The organism is Streptomyces sp. NPDC048664 (genome assembly GCF_040650555.1).
Classification (GTDB): Bacteria; Actinomycetota; Actinomycetes; order Streptomycetales; family Streptomycetaceae; genus Streptomyces.
The window spans coordinates 15,883-33,189 of record NZ_JBEZHK010000027.1 but is presented as its reverse complement, the minus strand read 5'-3'; the positions used below and the strand labels follow the sequence as shown (position 1 = coordinate 33,189).

General features: G+C 71.5%; 19 protein-coding genes. 7 read left to right on the top strand and 12 right to left on the bottom strand.

Annotation, left to right across the window (positions count from 1 at the left end):
• Nucleotides 1-22 precede the first annotated feature (22 nt).
• From ung to AB0C59_RS25850, 6 genes are all read right to left on the bottom strand, one after another.
• Nucleotides 23-715 carry a uracil-DNA glycosylase gene (gene ung / locus AB0C59_RS25875; RefSeq protein WP_363008549.1) on the bottom strand — a complete coding sequence of 231 codons (693 nt, stop codon included), beginning with the start codon at nt 713-715 and terminating at the stop codon, nt 23-25.
• Nucleotides 716-805: 90 nt separating this feature from the next.
• Nucleotides 806-2,386 (bottom strand): ABC transporter substrate-binding protein, encoded by a 1,581-nt coding sequence (locus AB0C59_RS25870; RefSeq protein ID WP_363008547.1) that lies wholly within the window; start codon nt 2,384-2,386, stop codon nt 806-808.
• A 227-nt stretch (nt 2,387-2,613) separates the two neighbouring features.
• Nucleotides 2,614-3,375: an SDR family oxidoreductase gene (locus tag AB0C59_RS25865; protein WP_363008545.1), complete on the bottom strand. Its 762-nt coding sequence runs from the start codon at nt 3,373-3,375 to the stop codon at nt 2,614-2,616.
• A gap of 16 nt (nt 3,376-3,391) precedes the next feature.
• Nucleotides 3,392-4,153 (bottom strand): 3-oxoacyl-ACP reductase FabG, encoded by a 762-nt coding sequence (fabG, locus tag AB0C59_RS25860; RefSeq protein ID WP_363008543.1) that lies wholly within the window; start codon nt 4,151-4,153, stop codon nt 3,392-3,394.
• A gap of 175 nt (nt 4,154-4,328) precedes the next feature.
• Nucleotides 4,329-4,712 (bottom strand): DUF3037 domain-containing protein, encoded by a 384-nt coding sequence (locus AB0C59_RS25855; protein WP_363008541.1) that lies wholly within the window; start codon nt 4,710-4,712, stop codon nt 4,329-4,331.
• A complete protein-coding gene (locus tag AB0C59_RS25850) occupies nt 4,709-5,500 on the bottom strand; it encodes a HipA family kinase (RefSeq protein WP_363008539.1) in 792 nt (263 codons plus the stop codon). Before AB0C59_RS25850 ends, AB0C59_RS25855 begins: the two co-directional genes overlap by 4 nt.
• A 220-nt stretch (nt 5,501-5,720) precedes the next feature.
• Between AB0C59_RS25850 and AB0C59_RS25845 the strand changes: the two genes are divergently transcribed.
• Nucleotides 5,721-6,224: a Rieske 2Fe-2S domain-containing protein gene (locus tag AB0C59_RS25845; RefSeq protein WP_363008537.1), complete on the top strand. Its 504-nt coding sequence runs from the start codon at nt 5,721-5,723 to the stop codon at nt 6,222-6,224.
• Here AB0C59_RS25845 and AB0C59_RS25840 read toward each other — a convergent pair.
• Complete coding sequence (locus AB0C59_RS25840) at nt 6,217-6,891, bottom strand: cysteine hydrolase (RefSeq protein WP_363008535.1); 675 nt, start codon at nt 6,889-6,891, stop codon at nt 6,217-6,219. The two genes, AB0C59_RS25845 and AB0C59_RS25840, sit on opposite strands and share 8 nt — an antisense overlap.
• Before the next feature lie 110 nt (nt 6,892-7,001).
• Between AB0C59_RS25840 and AB0C59_RS25835 the strand changes: the two genes are divergently transcribed.
• Nucleotides 7,002-7,469: a pyridoxamine 5'-phosphate oxidase family protein gene (locus tag AB0C59_RS25835; protein WP_363008533.1), complete on the top strand. Its 468-nt coding sequence runs from the start codon at nt 7,002-7,004 to the stop codon at nt 7,467-7,469.
• A gap of 142 nt (nt 7,470-7,611) precedes the next feature.
• On the opposite strand, the gene AB0C59_RS25830 is transcribed toward AB0C59_RS25835, so the two are convergent.
• Nucleotides 7,612-8,943, bottom strand: a complete 1,332-nt coding sequence (locus AB0C59_RS25830) for an aminotransferase class I/II-fold pyridoxal phosphate-dependent enzyme (protein ID WP_363008531.1) — start codon at nt 8,941-8,943, stop codon at nt 7,612-7,614.
• Between the two features lie 36 nt (nt 8,944-8,979).
• Here AB0C59_RS25830 and AB0C59_RS25825 point away from each other — a divergent pair, with 36 nt between their 5' ends.
• Both AB0C59_RS25825 and AB0C59_RS25820 read left to right on the top strand, forming a co-directional pair.
• Complete coding sequence (locus AB0C59_RS25825) at nt 8,980-9,669, top strand: pyridoxamine 5'-phosphate oxidase family protein (RefSeq protein ID WP_363008529.1); 690 nt, start codon at nt 8,980-8,982, stop codon at nt 9,667-9,669.
• Nucleotides 9,663-10,316, top strand: a complete 654-nt coding sequence (locus tag AB0C59_RS25820) for an FMN-binding negative transcriptional regulator (RefSeq protein ID WP_363008527.1) — start codon at nt 9,663-9,665, stop codon at nt 10,314-10,316. Before AB0C59_RS25825 ends, AB0C59_RS25820 begins: the two co-directional genes overlap by 7 nt.
• 36 nt (nt 10,317-10,352) lie before the next feature.
• Here AB0C59_RS25820 and AB0C59_RS25815 read toward each other — a convergent pair whose 3' ends face one another.
• Nucleotides 10,353-11,441 carry an EamA family transporter gene (locus AB0C59_RS25815; protein WP_363008701.1) on the bottom strand — a complete coding sequence of 363 codons (1,089 nt, stop codon included), beginning with the start codon at nt 11,439-11,441 and terminating at the stop codon, nt 10,353-10,355.
• 191 nt (nt 11,442-11,632) lie between these two features.
• On the opposite strand from AB0C59_RS25815, the gene AB0C59_RS25810 reads away from it, so the two are divergent.
• Entirely contained in the window at nt 11,633-12,061 is a 429-nt protein-coding gene (locus AB0C59_RS25810) for an SRPBCC family protein (RefSeq protein WP_363008525.1), read from the top strand.
• A gap of 128 nt (nt 12,062-12,189) precedes the next feature.
• On the opposite strand, the gene AB0C59_RS25805 is transcribed toward AB0C59_RS25810, so the two are convergent.
• On the bottom strand, nt 12,190-12,846 hold the full coding sequence (locus AB0C59_RS25805; protein WP_363008523.1) for a PadR family transcriptional regulator: 657 nt from the start codon (nt 12,844-12,846) through the stop codon (nt 12,190-12,192).
• 174 nt (nt 12,847-13,020) lie between these two features.
• Between AB0C59_RS25805 and AB0C59_RS25800 the strand changes: the two genes are divergently transcribed.
• Nucleotides 13,021-13,671 (top strand): HAD-IA family hydrolase, encoded by a 651-nt coding sequence (locus AB0C59_RS25800; protein WP_363008521.1) that lies wholly within the window; start codon nt 13,021-13,023, stop codon nt 13,669-13,671.
• Nucleotides 13,672-13,755: 84 nt separating this feature from the next.
• Nucleotides 13,756-14,589: a PhzF family phenazine biosynthesis protein gene (locus AB0C59_RS25795; protein WP_363008519.1), complete on the top strand. Its 834-nt coding sequence runs from the start codon at nt 13,756-13,758 to the stop codon at nt 14,587-14,589.
• Nucleotides 14,590-14,621: 32 nt separating this feature from the next.
• On the opposite strand, the gene AB0C59_RS25790 is transcribed toward AB0C59_RS25795, so the two are convergent.
• On the bottom strand, nt 14,622-15,422 hold the full coding sequence (locus AB0C59_RS25790; RefSeq protein ID WP_363008699.1) for a type II CAAX endopeptidase family protein: 801 nt from the start codon (nt 15,420-15,422) through the stop codon (nt 14,622-14,624).
• 187 nt (nt 15,423-15,609) lie between these two features.
• Nucleotides 15,610-17,127 (bottom strand): glutamate-cysteine ligase family protein, encoded by a 1,518-nt coding sequence (locus tag AB0C59_RS25785; protein ID WP_363008517.1) that lies wholly within the window; start codon nt 17,125-17,127, stop codon nt 15,610-15,612.
• Nucleotides 17,128-17,307 lie beyond the last annotated feature (180 nt).

Genomic DNA, 17,307 nt, shown 5'->3' with positions numbered 1-17,307 from the left:
CCGAGACCCCGCCGGCCCGGTCTCAGCCGAGGTGGCCCAGGTCCGGGATCGCCCAGTCGATCGCCTCGTGCCCCTGCCGGGCCACGGCCTGGTCGATCTGGGTGAACGGGCGGGAGCCGAAGAACTTCTTCGCCGACAGGGGTGAGGGGTGGGCACCCTTCACCACGACGTGCCGCGACTCGTCGATCAGCGGGAGCTTCTTCTGCGCGTAGTTGCCCCACAGCACGAACACCGCCGGGTCGGGGCGGGCGGCGACGGCGCGGATCACCGCGTCCGTGAACTTCTCCCAGCCCTTGCCCTTGTGCGAGTTGGCCTCACCCGCGCGCACGGTGAGCACCGCGTTGAGCAGCAGCACGCCCTGTTCGGCCCACGGCATCAGATAGCCGTTGTCCGGGATCGGGGTGCCGAGTTCGTCCCGCATCTCCTTGTAGATGTTCCGCAGCGAGGGCGGCGTCTTCACGCCGGGCCGCACGGAGAAGCACAGCCCGTGCCCCTGGCCCTCCCCGTGGTACGGGTCCTGACCGAGGACCAGGACCTTCACCCTGTCGAACGGGGTGGCGGCCAGGGCGGCGAAGACCTCCTCGCGCGGAGGATAGACGGGACCCTTGGCGCGCTCCTCCTCCACGAACTCCACGAGTTCCTTGAAGTAGGGCTGCTCCAGCTCGTCGCCCAGGACGCCGCGCCAGGACTCCGGCAGCATGGCGATGTCGGTCACGTCAAGTTCCTCCGATGTGCGATCACTTCCAGGCTCATGAACCTACAGGTGACCACTGACAACGGAGTCGTGAACCCGGTCGGGGGGCCTTCACCAGCTGGTCTTGCGGGACAGCTCCCACATCATCATGATCGTCGACGGGTCGAGCGCCCGCTCGCCGCCCGAGATGTCCTCGCTCTCCGCGACGAACTGCTTGCCCTGCCACAGGGGCAGCAGCCGCGCGTCGTCCACCAGGATCCGCTGGGCCTGCTCGAAGTCCCCGACCACCTTGGCGCGGTCGCTCTCGCGGCGGGAGCGGGGCAGCAGCACGTCGGTGATCCGGGGCGACCGGTAGGGCGTGCCGAGCGCGTTCTGCTGCCCGACGAACGGGGAGATGTAGTTGTCGGCGTCAGGGTAGTCGGGGAACCAGCCGCGGCCGAACACCGGGTACTCGCCCTTCTGGTAGCCCTGTACATAGGTCTTCCAGGGGCGGCTCTCGAGGGTGACCTGGAACAGGCCGGAGGCGTCGAGCTGGCGCTTGATCTCCCGGAACTCGGGAGCGGTCTCGGAGCCGTACCGGTCGGTGGTGTACCAGAGGGTCAGCGGCACGCGCTGGCGGATGCCCGCGTCGGACAGGATCGTGCGGGCCTTGGCGGCGCTGGGGTCGCCGTAGTCGTCGAAGAAGCCGGTGGTGTGCCCGGTGAGCCCGGCCGGGACCATGGAGTAGAGCGGTTCGACGGTGTCCTTGTAGACGTTGTGCGCTATCGCGCCGCGGTCCAGGAGCTGGGCCACGGCCTTGCGGACGGCGAGCTTGCCCGCCCACGGGTCCTTCGGGTTGAACACCAGGTAGCTGATCTCGATGCCCGGGTTCTCCACCAGCTGGATGGACGTGTCCGACGTACGGCTCTGCAGGTCCACGATGTCACCGGCGCCGAGCCCGCGGTAGGTGACGTCGATCTTCTTGTCCTTGAGGGCGCCGACCATGCCGGCGGAGTCCTGGAAGTACCGGATGGTGACCGCGTCGTTCTGGCGGTCGGCGTAGCCCTTGTAGCGGGTGTTCCCGGTGAGCCGGGCCTCCTTGCCCTCCTGGTAGGACTGGAGGGTGTAGGGGCCCGAGCCGGTGATCCCGCCGTCCTCGCGTACATGGGTGGCCGGGTAGTCGTCGGGGTCCACGATCGACATGGCGGGGGTGGCGAGGACGAACGGGAAGGTGGCGTCGGGCTCCTTCAGATGGAAGACGACCTCGCGCTCCCCCTTCGTCTCGACGCTTGCGAGGCTGCCCAGCAGGCCTGCCGGGCCACCGGGCACGTCGATCCGCCTGATCCGGTCGATGGAGTACTTCACGGCGCGCGCGTCGAGCTTGTCACCGTCGGAGAACGTCAGTCCGGGGCGCAGGACACAGCGGTAGGCGAGGCTGGTGCGGTCGGTGAAGGCGCAGTGCTGGGCGGCGTCGGGGCCCGGCTCGGTGGCGCCGTCGGGGTAGTTCAGCAGCGTCTGGTAGACGTTGCGGAACAGCTCCCAGGAACTGTCCCAGGACGCCGCCGGGTCCAGCGTGCTCGGCGCGCTGGTGGTGCCCACGACGATCGGCGCCTTGTCGTCAGAGGACTCCGAGGAGAGCGCGCCGCAGCCGGTCACCAGGGACAGGGACGTGATCGCCGCCAGCTGACGCAGACAACGGTTCCGGTGGTACACCCGCGCACTCCTCGATCCGCCGTTCCAAGGGGTTGGCGGCAGACCCTACCCGCAGCCCAGGGCCGAGGGAACCGGGTGCAGGGAGGGCTCTTGATCAGGGAGTCCATGACGTCGTTGTCAGGTGTCCGTTTGTCCGGAAGGCCTGGACACGGGCGCCGCTTGTGTCCAGGCGGCGCCCGTGCCACGGGTTCCGGTTCAGCCGGAACGAGGTCCGGTCGATCCGGGGATCAACCGACCCCGGCGTTCAGGAAGATGCCGCCGTCCACGACGAGCGTCTGCCCGGTGACCCAGTCGGACTGCTCCGAGGTGAGGAACGCGGCGGCACCACCGATGTCGGAGGGGACGCCGAGCCGGCCGAGCGGGTAGGCCGCGGCGGCCTCCGCCTCGCGCCCCTCGTACAGCGCCTGCGCGAACTTGGTCTTCACCACGGCCGGTGCGATCGAGTTCACCCGCACCTTGGGGGCGAACTCGTGGGCGAGCTGCACGGTCAGGTTGATCATGGCCGCCTTGCTGACGCCGTAGGCCCCGATGAAGGGCGAGGCCGAGACGCCCGCCACGGAGGCGATGTTCACGATCGCCCCGCCGTGCTCGCCCTGCCAGGCCTTCCAGGTCTGCTGCGCGAAGCCGAGCGCCGAGATGACGTTCGTCTCGAACACCTTGCGGGCCACGTTCAGGTCGAGCTCGGCGATCGGGCCGAACACCGGGTTCGTGCCGGCGTTGTTGACCAGGAAGTCGACGCGGCCGAAGGCCTCCATCGTGCGCTCCACGGCGATGGCCTGATGGGCCTCGTCGTGGGCCTTGCCGGCGACGCCGATCACCCGGTCGGCACCGAGCGCCTCGACGGCCTCCTTCAAGGCCTCCTCGTTGCGTCCGGTGATGCACACGCGGTCACCGCGGGCCAGGAGCGCCTCGGCTATGCCGTAGCCGATGCCGCGGCTGGCGCCCGTGACCAGGGCGACCTTGCCGGAGGGTTCAGGGGTTGTGGTCATGATGAGTTCCTCGGCCCTAGTCGAGCGGTCCGCCGGCGACGTACAGCACCTGGCCGGAGACGAATCCGGCCTGCTCGCCCGTGAAGAAGGCGATGGCGTTGGCGATGTCGTCGGGCTCGCCGACGCGCTGCACCGGGATCTGGGTGGCGGCGGCCGCCTTGAAGTCGTCGAAGCCCATACCGACACGGTCGGCGGTGGCCTTGGTCATCTCGGTGGCGATGAAGCCGGGGGCCACGGCGTTGGCGGTGATGCCGAACTTGCCGAGCTCCTTGGCCAGGGTCTTGGTGAAGCCCTGGAGGCCGGCCTTGGCCGCGGAGTAGTTCACCTGGCCGCGGTTGCCGAGGGCCGAGGAGGAGGAGAGGTTGACGACGCGGCCGAAACCGGCGTCCACCATGTGCTTCTGGACGGCGCGCGACATCAGGAAGGCGCCCCGCAGGTGCACGTTCATGACGGTGTCCCAGTCCGAGACGCTCATCTTGAACAGCAGGTTGTCGCGGAGCACGCCCGCGTTGTTGACGAGGATCGTGGGCGCGCCCAGCTCCTCGGCGATGCGCGCGATGGCCGCCTCGACCTGCGTCTCGTCCGAGACGTCGCAGCCCACGGCGATGGCCTTGCCACCGGCGGCCGTGATCTTCTCCACGGTGTCCTTGCACGCGGCCTCGTCGAGGTCGATCACCGCGACGGAACGGCCCTCGGCGGCCAGTCGTACGGCGGTGGCGGCGCCGATGCCGCGCGCGCCGCCGGTGACGATCGCGACCCGCTGCTCAGTGGTGGACATTGCTGCTTCTCCTCGCCCTTGGAAAGCCTGGAACGCCTTCAGAAAGTCCGCTGCTGGAAAGTCTGCGGCTCCCACGGTACGCCCACGGGTGAGCGACCGCTTAGTACCTTCAGCAGACGAGACGCTAGAAGCCCTGGCACCCGGTGTCAACGGTGCATCCGGCCCATGTGATCCATTACCTCACGAGGAGGTCCAGCAACCGCTCCGCCTCGGCCGCCGGATCGGCGGTCAGACCGGTGTGCACGGGCCCGGGCTGCACGACCGTCGAGCGCGGCGCGATCAGCCAGCGGAAGCGGCGCCCGGCGTCGTCGGAGGCCGCCTGACCGGCTGCGGCTCCCCCGGCGCACACTCCTTCGACGGCGCCGAGCGCGGCACGCACGCCCGCCACGTCCGCGCCCGGGTCCAGCGCCAGCAGCCTGCTCTCGTCCAGGTGGGTCCGGGCGGCGACGTACGACCTGGCCCGGCAGTACACCAGCACGCCCGCGTTGATGCACTCGCCTCGCTCGACGCGCGGCACGACCCGCAGCAGTGCGTACTCGAAGACGTCACGCCCGCTCACTCGCCCCTCCCGGTGCTCTCGTTGTTCTCGCCGCTCTCGACGCCCCGGATCCGTTCGTGGATGTCGGCGGCGCGGGCCAGCAGGGGGCGCGCGTAGGCCCTGCGCAGTTCGTCGGGGCCGGCGAAGCCGGGCTCGCCGGTCAGCCACGCGTCGGGGATCGCGGCGGTCACCTCGGCCAGCAGTTCCTCGGTCACCAGCGGCGCCAGCTCGGCGGCAGCTCCCGCGACGTCCGGGCCGAACGGGGCCAGGGCGTGGTCGCGGGCGTCGTAGGGGCGGGCGGCGGAGGCTTCGGCGCCGGGCCAGTTGTGCTGCCAGATCATGGTGGCACCGTGGTCGATGAGCCACAGCTCCCCCTGCCGCATCAGCAGGTTGGGGTTGCGCCAGGAGCGGTCCACGTTGTTCACCAGGGCGTCGAACCAGACGATCCGGCCGGCCTCGGCCGGGCCCACCGTGAAGGCGAGCGGGTCGAAGCCGATCGCGCGGCTGAGGAAGTCCATGCCGAGGTTCAGTCCGCCGCTCCCCTTGAGCAGGCCCTGCACCTCCTGGTCGGGCTCGCCAAGGCCCAGCACCGGATCGAGGTCGACCGTGACCAGGGCGGGCACCCTCAGGCCCAGCCGGCGGGCGAGTTCCCCGCATACGACCTCGGCGACGAGCGTCTTTCGGCCCTGTCCGGCGCCGGTGAACTTCATGACGTACGTCCCGAGGTCGTCGGCCTCGACGAGCCCCGGCAGCGACCCGCCCTCACGCAGCGGCGTGATGTAGCGGGTCGCGATGACTTCCTTCAGCATCGCCCCAGGTTACTGACGCGTCCACGGGCCCGGGGCACCGCCCGCCCGACGGTTGTGTCCCCCTGACAGGCGAACGGCAGGCGTGTTTGACGGACCGCTCCCCCCGAAGGGGTCAAGATCTCGACGTTGTCTGAACGGCCTTCGGCCCCGGTCCGTACCACCTGGCGACCGGGCAGATCTGCGCAGACATCCGCACACTTCCGTGGAAGGGAACGTCAGCATGACCAGCGAATCGCTCCAGCCCGTACCAGGACCGGCCCGCCGCACGGTCATGGCGGCGGTCGGGGCCTCGGGCCTCGCCGTCGCGCTGACCGCGTGCGGCAACGACGACATGTCCTCCTCCGGCTCCACCGCCCCGAGCAAGAGCGCCGCGGGCGACGACAGCACGCCCGGCGGCGCCGCGCAGGGCAGCAGTTCCCCCGAGGGGGACTCGGGCGGCACGGTGCTGGCGAAGACGACCGAGATCCCCGAGGGCGGCGGCAAGGTCTTCGCCGACCAGGGAGTGGTGGTGACCCAGCCGTCCGCGGGTTCGTTCAAGGCGTTCTCGTCCAAGTGCACCCATCAGGGATGCGCGGTCAGGGACATCGCGAACGGGGTGATCGTCTGCCCCTGCCACATGAGCGAGTTCTCCGCGACCGACGGCAGCGTGCAGAAGGGCCCGGCGAACCAGCCGCTGGCCGCCGCGAACATCACCGTGGCCGGGGGCGAGATCAAGCTCATGTGACCGGATCCGGATCCGGCGCGCCCGATCGGCTCTCCTGTCGCGGTGCGAGGCAGGAGAGCACCTCGTCCGTCGTCGCGACGGTGGCGACCAGCGCGAGGGTGTTGCGGATCACCGCGGGTGTGTAGTCCGCGGGCACGCCGGCGACGGCGTCGGCGGGCACGACGACGGTGTAGCCCAGGTTGACCGCGTCGAACACCGTGTTGGGGATGGCGACGTTGGCGGAGACGCCCGTGACGATCAGCGTCCGGCAGCCGAGGTTGCGCAGCAGCGCGTCGACGTCGGTACCGGCGAGGGGCGACAGGCCGTGCAGCCTTCGTACGACGAGGTCGTCGGGCGCCACCTCGATGGGCTCGGCCACCCGCACCGCCGGGCTCCCGGACAGTTGCTGGACCCCGAGGCGTTCGGCCGCGCGGAACAGGCGCGCGTTGCGGCTGGCGCCCCGCCCGTCGGGGCGGCGCTCGGCGATCGCGTGGATCACCTGCGTCCCGCCCTGGTGGGCCGCGGCGACCAGCCGGGCCACGTTGGTGAGCGCGCCCGAGGAGCGCGCCTCGGCGGCGAGTTCGGGCAGCGCGCTGTCCGGGCCCACGACGCCCTGCTGGCACTCGACGGTGAGCAGCACGGTGGAGGGCGGGTCGAGCAGTGCGCGGAGGCGTTCGTACGACGGCATGACACTCCTTACGGGAGCGCGTTCGACAGGGGAACGACTGTTGCGGCCGGACGGCGGACGGCTCATTCTTCTCTGACGCAGTGTCAAACAAAAGGAGCGAGGGGGACTTCATGGCGGACACGCAGCGCCGGGGCCGGAAGATCATGATGACGGCCGGGGAGCTGGACGAGTTCCTGACCACGGAGCGCACCTGCCGGGTGGCGACCGTGTCGACCGACGGCTTCCCCCATGTGTCCGCCCTGTGGTTCGCCTGGGACGGGGTCTCGCTGTGGCTGTACTCCGTGGTGCGCAGCAGGCGTTGGGCCGACCTGCGGCGGGATCCGCGCATCGCCGTCGTGGTCGACACGGGTGAGGAGTACGACCAGCTGCGGGGCGCGGAGCTGTCGGGGACGGCCGAGTTCGTGGGCGAGTTCCCCCGCACCGGGGAACTGTGCGCCGAACTCGACGTCCCGGAGATTCTGTTCGCCCGCAAGAACTTCGGCCTCGAGGAGATGCCCCACGACGGCCGTCACGCGTGGATCCGGCTGACGCCCGAGAAGGTCGTCTCCTGGGACTTCCGCAAGCTGGGCTCGGCCTGAGGCTGTCGGTCGCCGGTGGCGCGCGGCACGGTCGCCCGCCCGACCTCTCGGCTGCGCTGCAGAGGGAGCGGCCCTGGCCACGGGCCCGGTGCCGGTGTCCGGACGGAGGCATCCGGACACCGGCCCCCTCCCGCTCGCCCGCTCAGCCGTAGCTTCGGGCCGGACCCGGGCCCGTGGCCGCGGTGATCGCGTCCGCCAGTCGCTCGATCTCCTCCTCGGCCAGCCCCGAGACGGTGATCCTGATGCCCTGCGGCGCACTCATCCGGAAGCGCGCGCCGGGGGCGACGGCCCAGCCCGCGTGCAGCAGCCGCGCCACCGCGCCCGTCTCGTCCGGCACGGGAACCCACACGTGCATCCCGCTGCGCCCTCGGGCGGTCACGCCCCGTCGGGCGAGCCCTTCGATGAGCGCGCCCCGTCGCCTGCCGTACTCCGCCGCGACCCTCCGCGCGTCCACGGTGCCCTCGGCCCACAGCCGTGCCACGGCCCGCTGGAGGATCAGCGCGACCCACCCGGGGCCCAGCCGCTGACGCCCGCGCACCCGGTCGACGGTCTCGGCGTCCCCGGTGAGCACGGCGAGCCGGAGGTCGGGCCCGTACGCCTTGGCGGCCGAGCGCATGAAGGCCCAGTGCCGGGTGGTGCCGGCGAGGGGGTTCAGCGGCACGTCGACGATGCCGTGACCGTGGTCGTCCTCGATCAGCAGGGTCTCCGGGTGCTCCCGCAGCACGGCACGCAGCGCACGCGCGCGTGCGGCACTCACCGCGGCCCCCGTCGGATTCTGCGCCCGGCAGGTGACCACCAGGGCGCGCGCCCCGGCGCGCAGCGCGTCGCGCACGTCGTCCGGCAGCGGCCCCTCGTCGTCGATGCCGACCGGCAGCGTGCGCAGCCCGAGCGCCGGGACGAGATCGAGGGTCCTGCCCCACCCCGGGTCCTCGACGGCCACGGCGTCCCCCGGTCTGAGGTGGACGGCAAGGAGGCGCTCGACGGCGTCGAGCGATCCGGAGACGACGGCGACAGGGCCGTCCGGCACCCCGTCGGCGTCGAGATCGGATCGCGCGATCCGCGCGAGGTCGGGGTCCACGGCGCCATCGCCGTACAGCACGGGGTCCCGGTCGGCCCGCGCGGCCGCCGCGGCGAACGCCGGCGCCAGCGGCGGCAGCAGCGCCGGATCCGGATTGCCGTTCGACACGTCGCGTACACCGTCGGGCACCTCCACCCTGATGCTGTCCCGCCCGGTCGTGGCGGGCGCGGGCCGCACCCGGCTGCCGCGGCGTCCGGCGGTCTCGATGACCCCGCGCTCACGCAGGATGCGGTACGCGGCGGCGACGGTGTTCGGATTCACTTCCAGTCGCGCCGCCAACTCCCTCATGGGGGGCAGCACTTGACCAGGATCCAGCGCGCCGGACCCCACCGCGCGTTCGACGCTGGCCGCGATCTCGGCTGCACGTCGCCCTTCGATCCGATAATCTTCTAGCACAAAGCTTATTATGCACTAGTGCAATCGGGAGTGTCCATGCAGGGAACCCGGCCGTCGACGTCGCCGCCCGCCACCTACACACCGAGCGAGCGCACCGTCCCCACACGCTCCGCCGACCGGGCGTCGTACGACAGGGAACTGGTGCACTCGATCCTCGACGAGGGCCATGTGTGCCATCTCGGCTTCGTGCGCGACGGCGCGCCCGTCGTGCTGCCCACGCTGTACTGCAGGATCGGCGAACGGCTCTACGTCCACGGCTCGACGGGTTCACGCCCGCTGCGTGCGGCCGGTGAGGCGGATCCGGGTCTCGCCGTGTGCCTGACGGTGACGCACGTCGACGGTCTCGTGCTGGCCCGTTCGGCCTTCCACCACTCGATCAACTACCGCTCCGTGGTGGTGCACGGCACAGCCCGCCAGGTCACCGACCCGAAGGAGAAGTCGACCGCTCTGGACGCGCTGGTCGATCAGGTGGTCCCGGGCCGCTCGCGTGACGCGCGGCCCGCCGACAAGAAGGAACTGGCCGCCACGGCCGTGCTCCGGCTCGACCTGGACGAGGTCTCCGCGAAGGTGCGCACCGGCGGCGTGAACGACGACGCCGAGGACCTGCCCCTGCCCCACTGGGCCGGCGTGGTCCCGGTCCGCACGTCCTACGGCGCCCCGATCCCCGATCCCGGCCTTTCGCCCGACACCGCACTGCCCGACTACCTGGGAGCACTCCGATGCTGATCCGCCCCTTCGACGCGATACGCGACGACAGCGAGTGGCAGGACTGGCTCGCCGCCCACGACTTCGGGCAGCTCGTGGTGAACGGCCGGCCGGGCGAGGCGCCGTACGCGCAGCCGACGCACTTCCTCTACGACGCCTCCCGCGGCGAGGTGGTGACCCATCTGGCCCGACCGAACCCGTTGTGGCCCGCCCTGGAGGCGAACCCGGACGTACTGCTGAGCGTGGTGGACGACCACGTGTTCGTGCCCGGTCCCTGGCAGGCCGCCGCGGACATCCCGCCCGAGCACGGTGAGCCCACGAGCTTCTACGCGGCGGTCCAACTGCGCTGCACGGCCCATGTCATGGACGATCCCGCCGAGAAGGCGGAACTGCTGAACCGCCAGGTCGGCCACTTCCAGCCCGAGGGCGGTACCGCGCGGGTAGCGGCGGGTGAGGAGCCCTTCAGCCGCAAGCTGGCCGCCCTGCGCGGCCTAAGACTGGAGGTGACGGAGGTCCGGGCGAAGTTCAAGTACGCCGGGAAGCGTTCCGGGCAGGTCCGGGAACGTATCGCGGACGAACTGGCCCGGCGGGACGGCCCCCGTGACGACGTCGCGCGTGCGCATCTGCTGCGCAGGCACGGGGCGGGAGGGGCCGCGGGTCCGGCCTGAGGCCCGCGGGCGAGCGCGCGCGTCCACCCCCAGGCCTCAGGCCGACCGCGAGGGCTCGGAAGGCCGCGCGCCCCGCGACGACCCGGTGGGCCCTGCGGGCTGCGGAGGGAGCGCGTCCTCCTCGGTGAGGGTGCGGATCGCCGACTGCTCCAGCCCCACGCCGCCGCTCGCCACCGGTTCGGCGGGAGCCTTCACCGGAGCCGACGACTGCGCCGTGAACGCGCCCACCAGGACGATCGCCCCTCCGATCAGCTGGGGCACGGAGAGGTGCTCGCCCAGCAGCACCCAGGCGAGGACGGTGGCGATGACGGCTTCCAGGCAGGCCACGACACCGGCGACCTGGGGCGAGAGCCGGCGCACCGAGAGCACGCCGGTGATGTACGCGAGCACGGTCGCGACCAGCACGATCCAGGCCAGCAGCAGCGCGGCGGGTACGGCCGCGCCGTGCAGTCGCGCGGTACCCGCGAGGACGGACCAGTCCAGGTTCCAGGGGCGGGCGACGACGGTCAGGACGGCGGCGCCGACGAGCAGGCCGTATGCGATGACGCCGAGCGGGTCCGGGGCCTTCTCGCCCGCCGCACCACCCTGGTCCGACAGCACGAAGTAGCCGACCTGGCAGCAGGCGGCGCCGAGCGCGAGGAGCAGCCCGAGGGCGTCGAAGCTCAGACCCGACCACACCTCCACGACGCAGGCGAGTCCACCGACCGCGAGGATCACCCCCACCGCGGCCGCCCGCGACACGGGCCGGCGCTGCACGAAGCGCACCCAGCCGAGCAGCAGCGCGGGCCCCAGGTATTCGACGAGCAGCGCGACACCCACGGGAATGCGGGAGATCGCGGCGAAGTAGCAGGCCTGGACACCGGCCACGGCGAGCAGGCCGAACCCGGCGAGCAGGGCGGGGCGACTGCGGGGCAGTTCCCGGTGCCGTACGGCGAACGGCAGCAGCACGAGCGCGGCGCCCGTGACCCGCAGCCACACGACATGAAGCGGGTCGAGCCCCGCCTCGATCAGCGGCTTGGCCGCGACACCGGAGCCACCGAAGGCGACCGCCGACAGGAGAGCGAGCCCCAGCCCGATGCTCCTGCCGCGATCGCTCCCACTGCCTTGAGAGGTCTGCACCGGCACATCATGGCAGGACTCGACATGAGCGTCACCCTTGATTGCTCCTGTCTCAGCGGCTGGACCGCCCCCCTCCGGCCGTGCGACGTCCGCCATCTTCTGACGGTTCATCAGTATTGAATATTGAGGCCCGCGCGACTACGTTCCGCACACCGCAGCTGCGCCCGGCGCAGCGCCCGACGCGAAGGGGTGGTCGCATGGCCGAAGTCAGCGCGGAGGCACGCATCGCCGCGCCCGCCGAGAAGGTCTGGGCCCAGCTCACGGACTGGCCCGCGTACGGCCGGTGGAACGCGACCCACACGAGCTTCCCCCGGGGCGGCCCCGACGCGCTGGAGGTGGGCGGGACCTTCGAGGAGAACATGAAGCTCATGGGCTTCCCGGCCGAGGTCCTGTGGACCATCGAGGAACTGGAGCCGGGGCACGTTCTCGCCATCCGCGGCAAGGGCCCGATGGCGGTGAACCTCGCCACCCGCTACACGCTGACACCGCAGGACGGCGTCACCTCGGTGCGCATCGACGGCGAGTTCACCGGCGCGGCGGTCTCCCTGATGGCCGCCAGACTGAGGGACTCGGCAACGGCCGCGCTGACGGAGTCGCTGCGCAAGCTCGGGGCACTGGTGTCCTGACGAGCCACTCCCCCTCGGGCCGCCTACCCGTCGGCTCCCCGCGGCCCCTCGGACATGAGGGCGCCCCGCGGCATCGTGTCTCGTCGCCGCGGGGCGCCACCCCGCTTCCCCCGGGGCCGGGCCGACCGTCAGTCCTCGTCGGCGAGGATCAGGTACAGCTTCTTGCGCGCTTCGTTGATGACCGTGAGCGCCTTGTCGCGCTGCTCCTTGCTGCCGGTCTTCCAGACCTGACCGAACGCCTCCATCAGACCGAAGCCGGCCTGCCGGATCTCCTGCAGGGCCTCCCAGTCGACCCCCTTGGAGGCCTCCTCCCAGGGAGCGTCGGCCCCCTCCTCGGCCGCCTCGCGGCCGGTCTCGGTGAGCGCGAAGAGCTTCTTGCCGCCCTCGCTCTCACTGCTGATGAACCCCTCGTCCTCCAGCAGCTGGAGGGTCGGGTAGACCGAACCCGGGCTGGGCTTCCACGCGCCGCCGCTGCGCTCGGCGATCTCCTGGATCATCTCGTAGCCGTGCATGGGCCGGTCCTTGAGCAGCGCCAGGATCGACGCGCGGACATCTCCACGCCGCGCCCTCCCCCTGGGCCCGCCCCGACCGCGCCCACCCCACGGGCCACCGGGCCCGAAGAACCCGGGCCCTCCGAAACCGGGACCGCCCGGGCCGCCGGGTCCACCCGGCCCGAAGGGGCCGAAGGCCGCCCGCCGCCCGTCGAAGCCGCGCCGCCCACGGGGTCCGTGGTGTCCACGACGCTCGTGCCCCTCGAATCCAAAGCCTTCCGTACGGGAACGCATCGCCATCACTCCATTCACTCGTTGATCGATCGCGATGCCTCAACGATATATCGGACCTGTTCTCACGACAACCCCTCGGACGGACGCCTCGCCGGAGCAGGCGGGGCGGACCGTCGAAACGCGCCCGCCGCGCAGCACGCAGCCGTCCGGACCTGCCGTGTTTTACTGCACGTCATGGCCCTGCTCCTGCTGGACCTCGACAACACCCTGGTCGACCGCGACGCGGCCATGCGCGCAGCCGTCGTCGCCTTCCTCGCCGAACACGAGCTGCCCGCCGCCGACCTCGCCTGGGTGATGGCCGTCGACGGCAGCGGCTACACCGCGCGGGACGACGTCGTGGCCGCCCTCACCGACCGCTACGGCGGCAAGGTGCCGGATACCGCCGTCGACGCCCTTGTCGACGACGGCGGCGCCGGCCGCGTCACCCTGGCCCCGTCGTCGCGCGCGGCGCTGGGCAGAGCGCGGGCGGCCGGCTGGGCTTGTGCCATCGTCACCAACGGCCCGACCGGGCAGCAGCGGGCGAAGATCCGTCGCACCGGGCTGGACCGGCTCGTCCAGGGCTGGGTCATCTCCGAGGAGATCGGCCACAAGAAGCCGGAACCGGAGATCTTCGAGGCGGCGGCCGCCGCCGTCGGTGTACCCCTGCGGGGCGCCTGGGTGATCGGCGACTCGCCGCACGCCGACATCGCGGGCGCCGGAACACTGGGGCTGCGAAGCGTGTGGGTGACGGACGGGAGTCCCTGGACGCAGGACGCGTACCGGCCCACCCGCATCGCCGGCGACGTCGCCTCCGCGATCGGACACGCCATCGGGGCCACGGGGTAGGTGGCCGCCAGCACGACCGGGGCGAAGCCAGAGACTGCGAATTGGCCTTGTCCTCCCACCCGCACGAGCCTCTAGCGTCGGTGCATGCGGATTCGAATCGTCGATGCCTTCACCGACCGCCCCTTCGCCGGCAATCCGGCCGGCGTCCTGCTGCTCGACTCCTTCCCCGACGACGCCTGGCTCCAGGACGTGGCCCGCGAGGTCAACCACGCCGAGACCGCGTTCGCCCACCCGTTGCCCGACGGCGGCGAGGCGGACTGGGCCCTGCGCTGGTTCACGCCCACGACCGAGGTCGCCCTGTGCGGCCACGCCACGCTGGCCACCGCCCATGTCCTGCACACCACCGGAGCCCAGCGGGGCCCCGTGCGGTTCGCCACCCGGAGCGGCGTGCTCACCGCCACGCCCCGCGAGGACGGCTCCCTCACCCTGGACTTCCCCACGGCGCCGCTCACCCCCGTCGAGATCCCCGAGCAGGTGACCGAGGCCCTCGGCGCACGGCCCGTCAACGCCGTCGACACCGGTCCCCACATCGGCGACCTGATCCTCGAACTCGCCGACGAGAAGACGGTCGTGGGTCTCGTCCCCGACCACAAGGCGCTCGGGCGCCACTCGCAGCGCGGCATCATCGCCACCGCACGCGCCGAGGACCCCGGCAGGGGCTACGACTTCGTCTCGCGCTGCTTCTTCCCGAACGTCGGCATCGACGAGGACCCGGTCACCGGCAGCGCCCACACCGCGCTGGCCCCCTACTGGTCCGAGCGCCTGGGGCGCCCCGACCTGACCGGGCTCCAGGCCTCACCCCGCTCCGGCCTGGTGCGCACGGAACTGCGCGGCGACCGGACACTGCTCAGCGGCCACGCGGTCACCGTCATCGACGGCGAGCTGCTCGGCCAGGGCGTCGCGCCCGGATCAACCTGACCCACACGAGGGACCCGCTCGACCGCCGGGCCCTAGGCGGTCGGCAGCCAGCCCACCTTGCCCGCCAGCAGCGCGTATCCGACGAACGCCCCGATGTCGAGGAGTGAGTGGGCCACCACCAGCGGCCCGACCCTTCCCCAGCGCCGGTACAGCCAGACGAAGACCACGCCCATCGCCATGTTGCCGAGGAAGCCGCCGATGCCCTGGTAGAGGTGGTACGAGCCGCGCAGTACCGCGCTGGCCACCAGGGCCGTGCCGGCCGTCCAGCCCAGTCGGTCGAGCCTGCGCAGCAGATACCCGACGACGATGACCTCCTCCAGGACCGCGTTCTGCACGGCCGACAGGACGAGGACGGGGAACTTCCACCACACGGCGGGCAACGCCTCCGGCACCACCGTGAGGTTGGCGCCGAAGCCGCGCGCGGCGAGGTAGAAGGCGATGCCGGTGGAGCCGATCACCGCGGCGACGGCCGCCCCTCGGCCCAGGTCGGGCCAGGGGCGGGTCCGGTCGAAGCCCAGCACGCGCAGCGACGCGCCCTCGCGCATCAGGAAGTGCGCGACGAGCACGACCGGCACCAGGGCCGTCGCGATCCCGAAGAGCTGCCAGGCGAGGTCGAGCCAGGGCCGGCCGGGCGCCGCGGAGGCGTTGAGGGTGGCCGCCTGGTCCTTCAGACCGCCCGGCTTGGTGACCGAACCGACGAAGCTGATCAGCGCGGACACTCCGCTGGCGCCGAGCGAGAGGCCCAGCACCAGCAGTGTCTCGTCCCGGAGAATCCTTCGCGTCGGCCGCTGATCCGGATGGGCATCCGCCACCGACTCCGCCTCCACCTGCACTCCCGCCTCCCTTGAACGATCCCGCATCGTCTCATCTTCGCCCGGCGGGGGCTCCGAATGAAGTGACGAAGATCGCCGTAAAGGCGGACGGGCAGGCCAAGAGCAAGGGCAAGCACTCGACCGAGCTCGCCCGACCCGGGCAGGCGGCCGCGGCGGCTTCCGGCCGGGCCGGGGCCGCCGCGTCGGCTCACCCCAGCGGCACCGGCTCGGGGGACCCGACCGGCCAGGTGTGCACCGGCTCACCCACGTACATCAGCTCCCGGTACCTCCTGGTCGTCGCGGCCAGCGCGGCCTGCCGGTCCAGCCCGCTCTCCAGGGCCCGGTGGAAGGTGGCGGCCTGCCAGCTCGCCCCGTTCGTCCGGCGCCGGCACCGCTCCTCGATCACCGAGAGATACAGGTCCCGGTCGGCCCGTTCGACACCCCAGGCGTCGAGTCCCGCCTCCGCCAGCGGCAGCAGCTCGTCGCGCACGAGGTCGACGGCCTCCACCTCGCTCACCCCACCGTGCCGTCCGCGCCGCGGCCAGCGCAGCCGGGCCTCGATGCCGTGGCGGCAGGCGGTGTCGAAGTTGGCCGCGGCGGCCTCGAACGGCAGCCGTGTCCACACCGGGCGCGGCTCCTCGGCGAGCGCGCGCACGAGCCCGTAGTAGAAGGCGGCGTTGGCGATGACGTCGATGACGGTGGGGCCCGCGGGCAGCACCCGGTTCTCCACCCGCAGATGCGGAACCCCGTCCGCGATGCCGTACACCGGCCGGTTCCAGCGGTAGATCGTGCCGTTGTGCAGGACCAGCTCGGCCAGCTTGGGGATCCCGCCCTCGTCCAGGACGCGCAGGGGGTCCTCCTCGTCGCAGATCGGCAGCAGCGGCGGGAAGAACGTCAGGTTCTCCTCGAACAGCTCGTGCGCCGAGGTGATCCAGCGTTCACCGAACCAGGTGCGTGGCCGCACGCCCTGTGCCTGCAGTTCCGGGGGCCTGGTGTCGGTGGACTGCTGGAACAGCGGCGGACGGGACTCGCGCCACAGCTCGCGTCCGAAAAGGAAGGGGGAGTTGGCGCCGACGGCGATCTGGACCGCGGCGACCGCCTGGGCGGCGTTCCACAGATCGGCGAATCGCGCCGGCGTGACCTGGAGATGCAGTTGGACCGACGTGCAGGCGGCCTCGGGCGCGATCGAACGCGAGGTGCACTCCAGGCGCTCCACCCCGTCGATCTCCAGCCTGAAGTCCTCGCCGCGCGCGGCCACGATCTGATCGTTGAGCAGGGTGTAGCGATCGACGGCGGAAAGATTGGAGGAGACGAGATCGTCGCGGTCCAGGGTGGGCAGAATGCCGATCATGACGATACCGGCGGCCACCTCCTGGGCTTTCCGGTCGGCATAGCCGAGCGAGGTGCGCAGTTCCTCGGCGAGACGATCGAATACCCGGCCTCCCAGTCGGTGCGGCGCTATGTTGACTTCCAGATTGAACATGGCGAGCTCGGTCTGGAAATCACGGCTCGCGATCTTTTCCAATACCTGCGCGTTCATCATCCGCGGCATACCGTCGGACCCTGCGAGATTCAGCTCGATCTCCAGCCCCATCAGATTCCTGGGCCGATCGAACCTCTCCTCCTCCAGCAGTCGCATGAAACCCGCCAGGCACTTCCTGAGCTTGTGGCGGTAGCGCTGGCGATCGGACAGGTCGAACGTCCCTGCCACGACCTTCTCTCCCATCGAAGCGTCCTTCCTCTTGATGGGCAGGCCGATGATCGGCCGCTGCTGTCCTGGGTCACGATGGATGATGCCCCGGCAGCGCGATCGATAACGTCCCGAGCGCGGCCGTCACGCGCTAGTGTGGCGGCACGGGCCCGACGGCACATTCACGAGGCATGCGGCACTGTGCAGTTTCCCCCG

Coding starts and splice junctions, on each gene's coding strand:
- AB0C59_RS25865 (WP_363008545.1), bottom strand. CDS start 3,375: ATGACCACAACCCCTGAACCCTCCGGCAAGGTCGCCCTGGTCACGGGC.
- fabG (WP_363008543.1), bottom strand. CDS start 4,153: ATGTCCACCACTGAGCAGCGGGTCGCGATCGTCACCGGCGGCGCGCGC.
- AB0C59_RS25850 (WP_363008539.1), bottom strand. CDS start 5,500: ATGCTGAAGGAAGTCATCGCGACCCGCTACATCACGCCGCTGCGTGAG.
- AB0C59_RS25845 (WP_363008537.1), top strand. CDS start 5,721: ATGACCAGCGAATCGCTCCAGCCCGTACCAGGACCGGCCCGCCGCACG.
- AB0C59_RS25840 (WP_363008535.1), bottom strand. CDS start 6,891: ATGCCGTCGTACGAACGCCTCCGCGCACTGCTCGACCCGCCCTCCACC.
- AB0C59_RS25835 (WP_363008533.1), top strand. CDS start 7,002: ATGGCGGACACGCAGCGCCGGGGCCGGAAGATCATGATGACGGCCGGG.
- AB0C59_RS25825 (WP_363008529.1), top strand. CDS start 8,980: ATGCAGGGAACCCGGCCGTCGACGTCGCCGCCCGCCACCTACACACCG.
- AB0C59_RS25820 (WP_363008527.1), top strand. CDS start 9,663: ATGCTGATCCGCCCCTTCGACGCGATACGCGACGACAGCGAGTGGCAG.
- AB0C59_RS25810 (WP_363008525.1), top strand. CDS start 11,633: ATGGCCGAAGTCAGCGCGGAGGCACGCATCGCCGCGCCCGCCGAGAAG.
- AB0C59_RS25805 (WP_363008523.1), bottom strand. CDS start 12,846: ATGCGTTCCCGTACGGAAGGCTTTGGATTCGAGGGGCACGAGCGTCGT.
- AB0C59_RS25800 (WP_363008521.1), top strand. CDS start 13,021: ATGGCCCTGCTCCTGCTGGACCTCGACAACACCCTGGTCGACCGCGAC.
- AB0C59_RS25795 (WP_363008519.1), top strand. CDS start 13,756: ATGCGGATTCGAATCGTCGATGCCTTCACCGACCGCCCCTTCGCCGGC.
- AB0C59_RS25785 (WP_363008517.1), bottom strand. CDS start 17,127: ATGGGAGAGAAGGTCGTGGCAGGGACGTTCGACCTGTCCGATCGCCAG.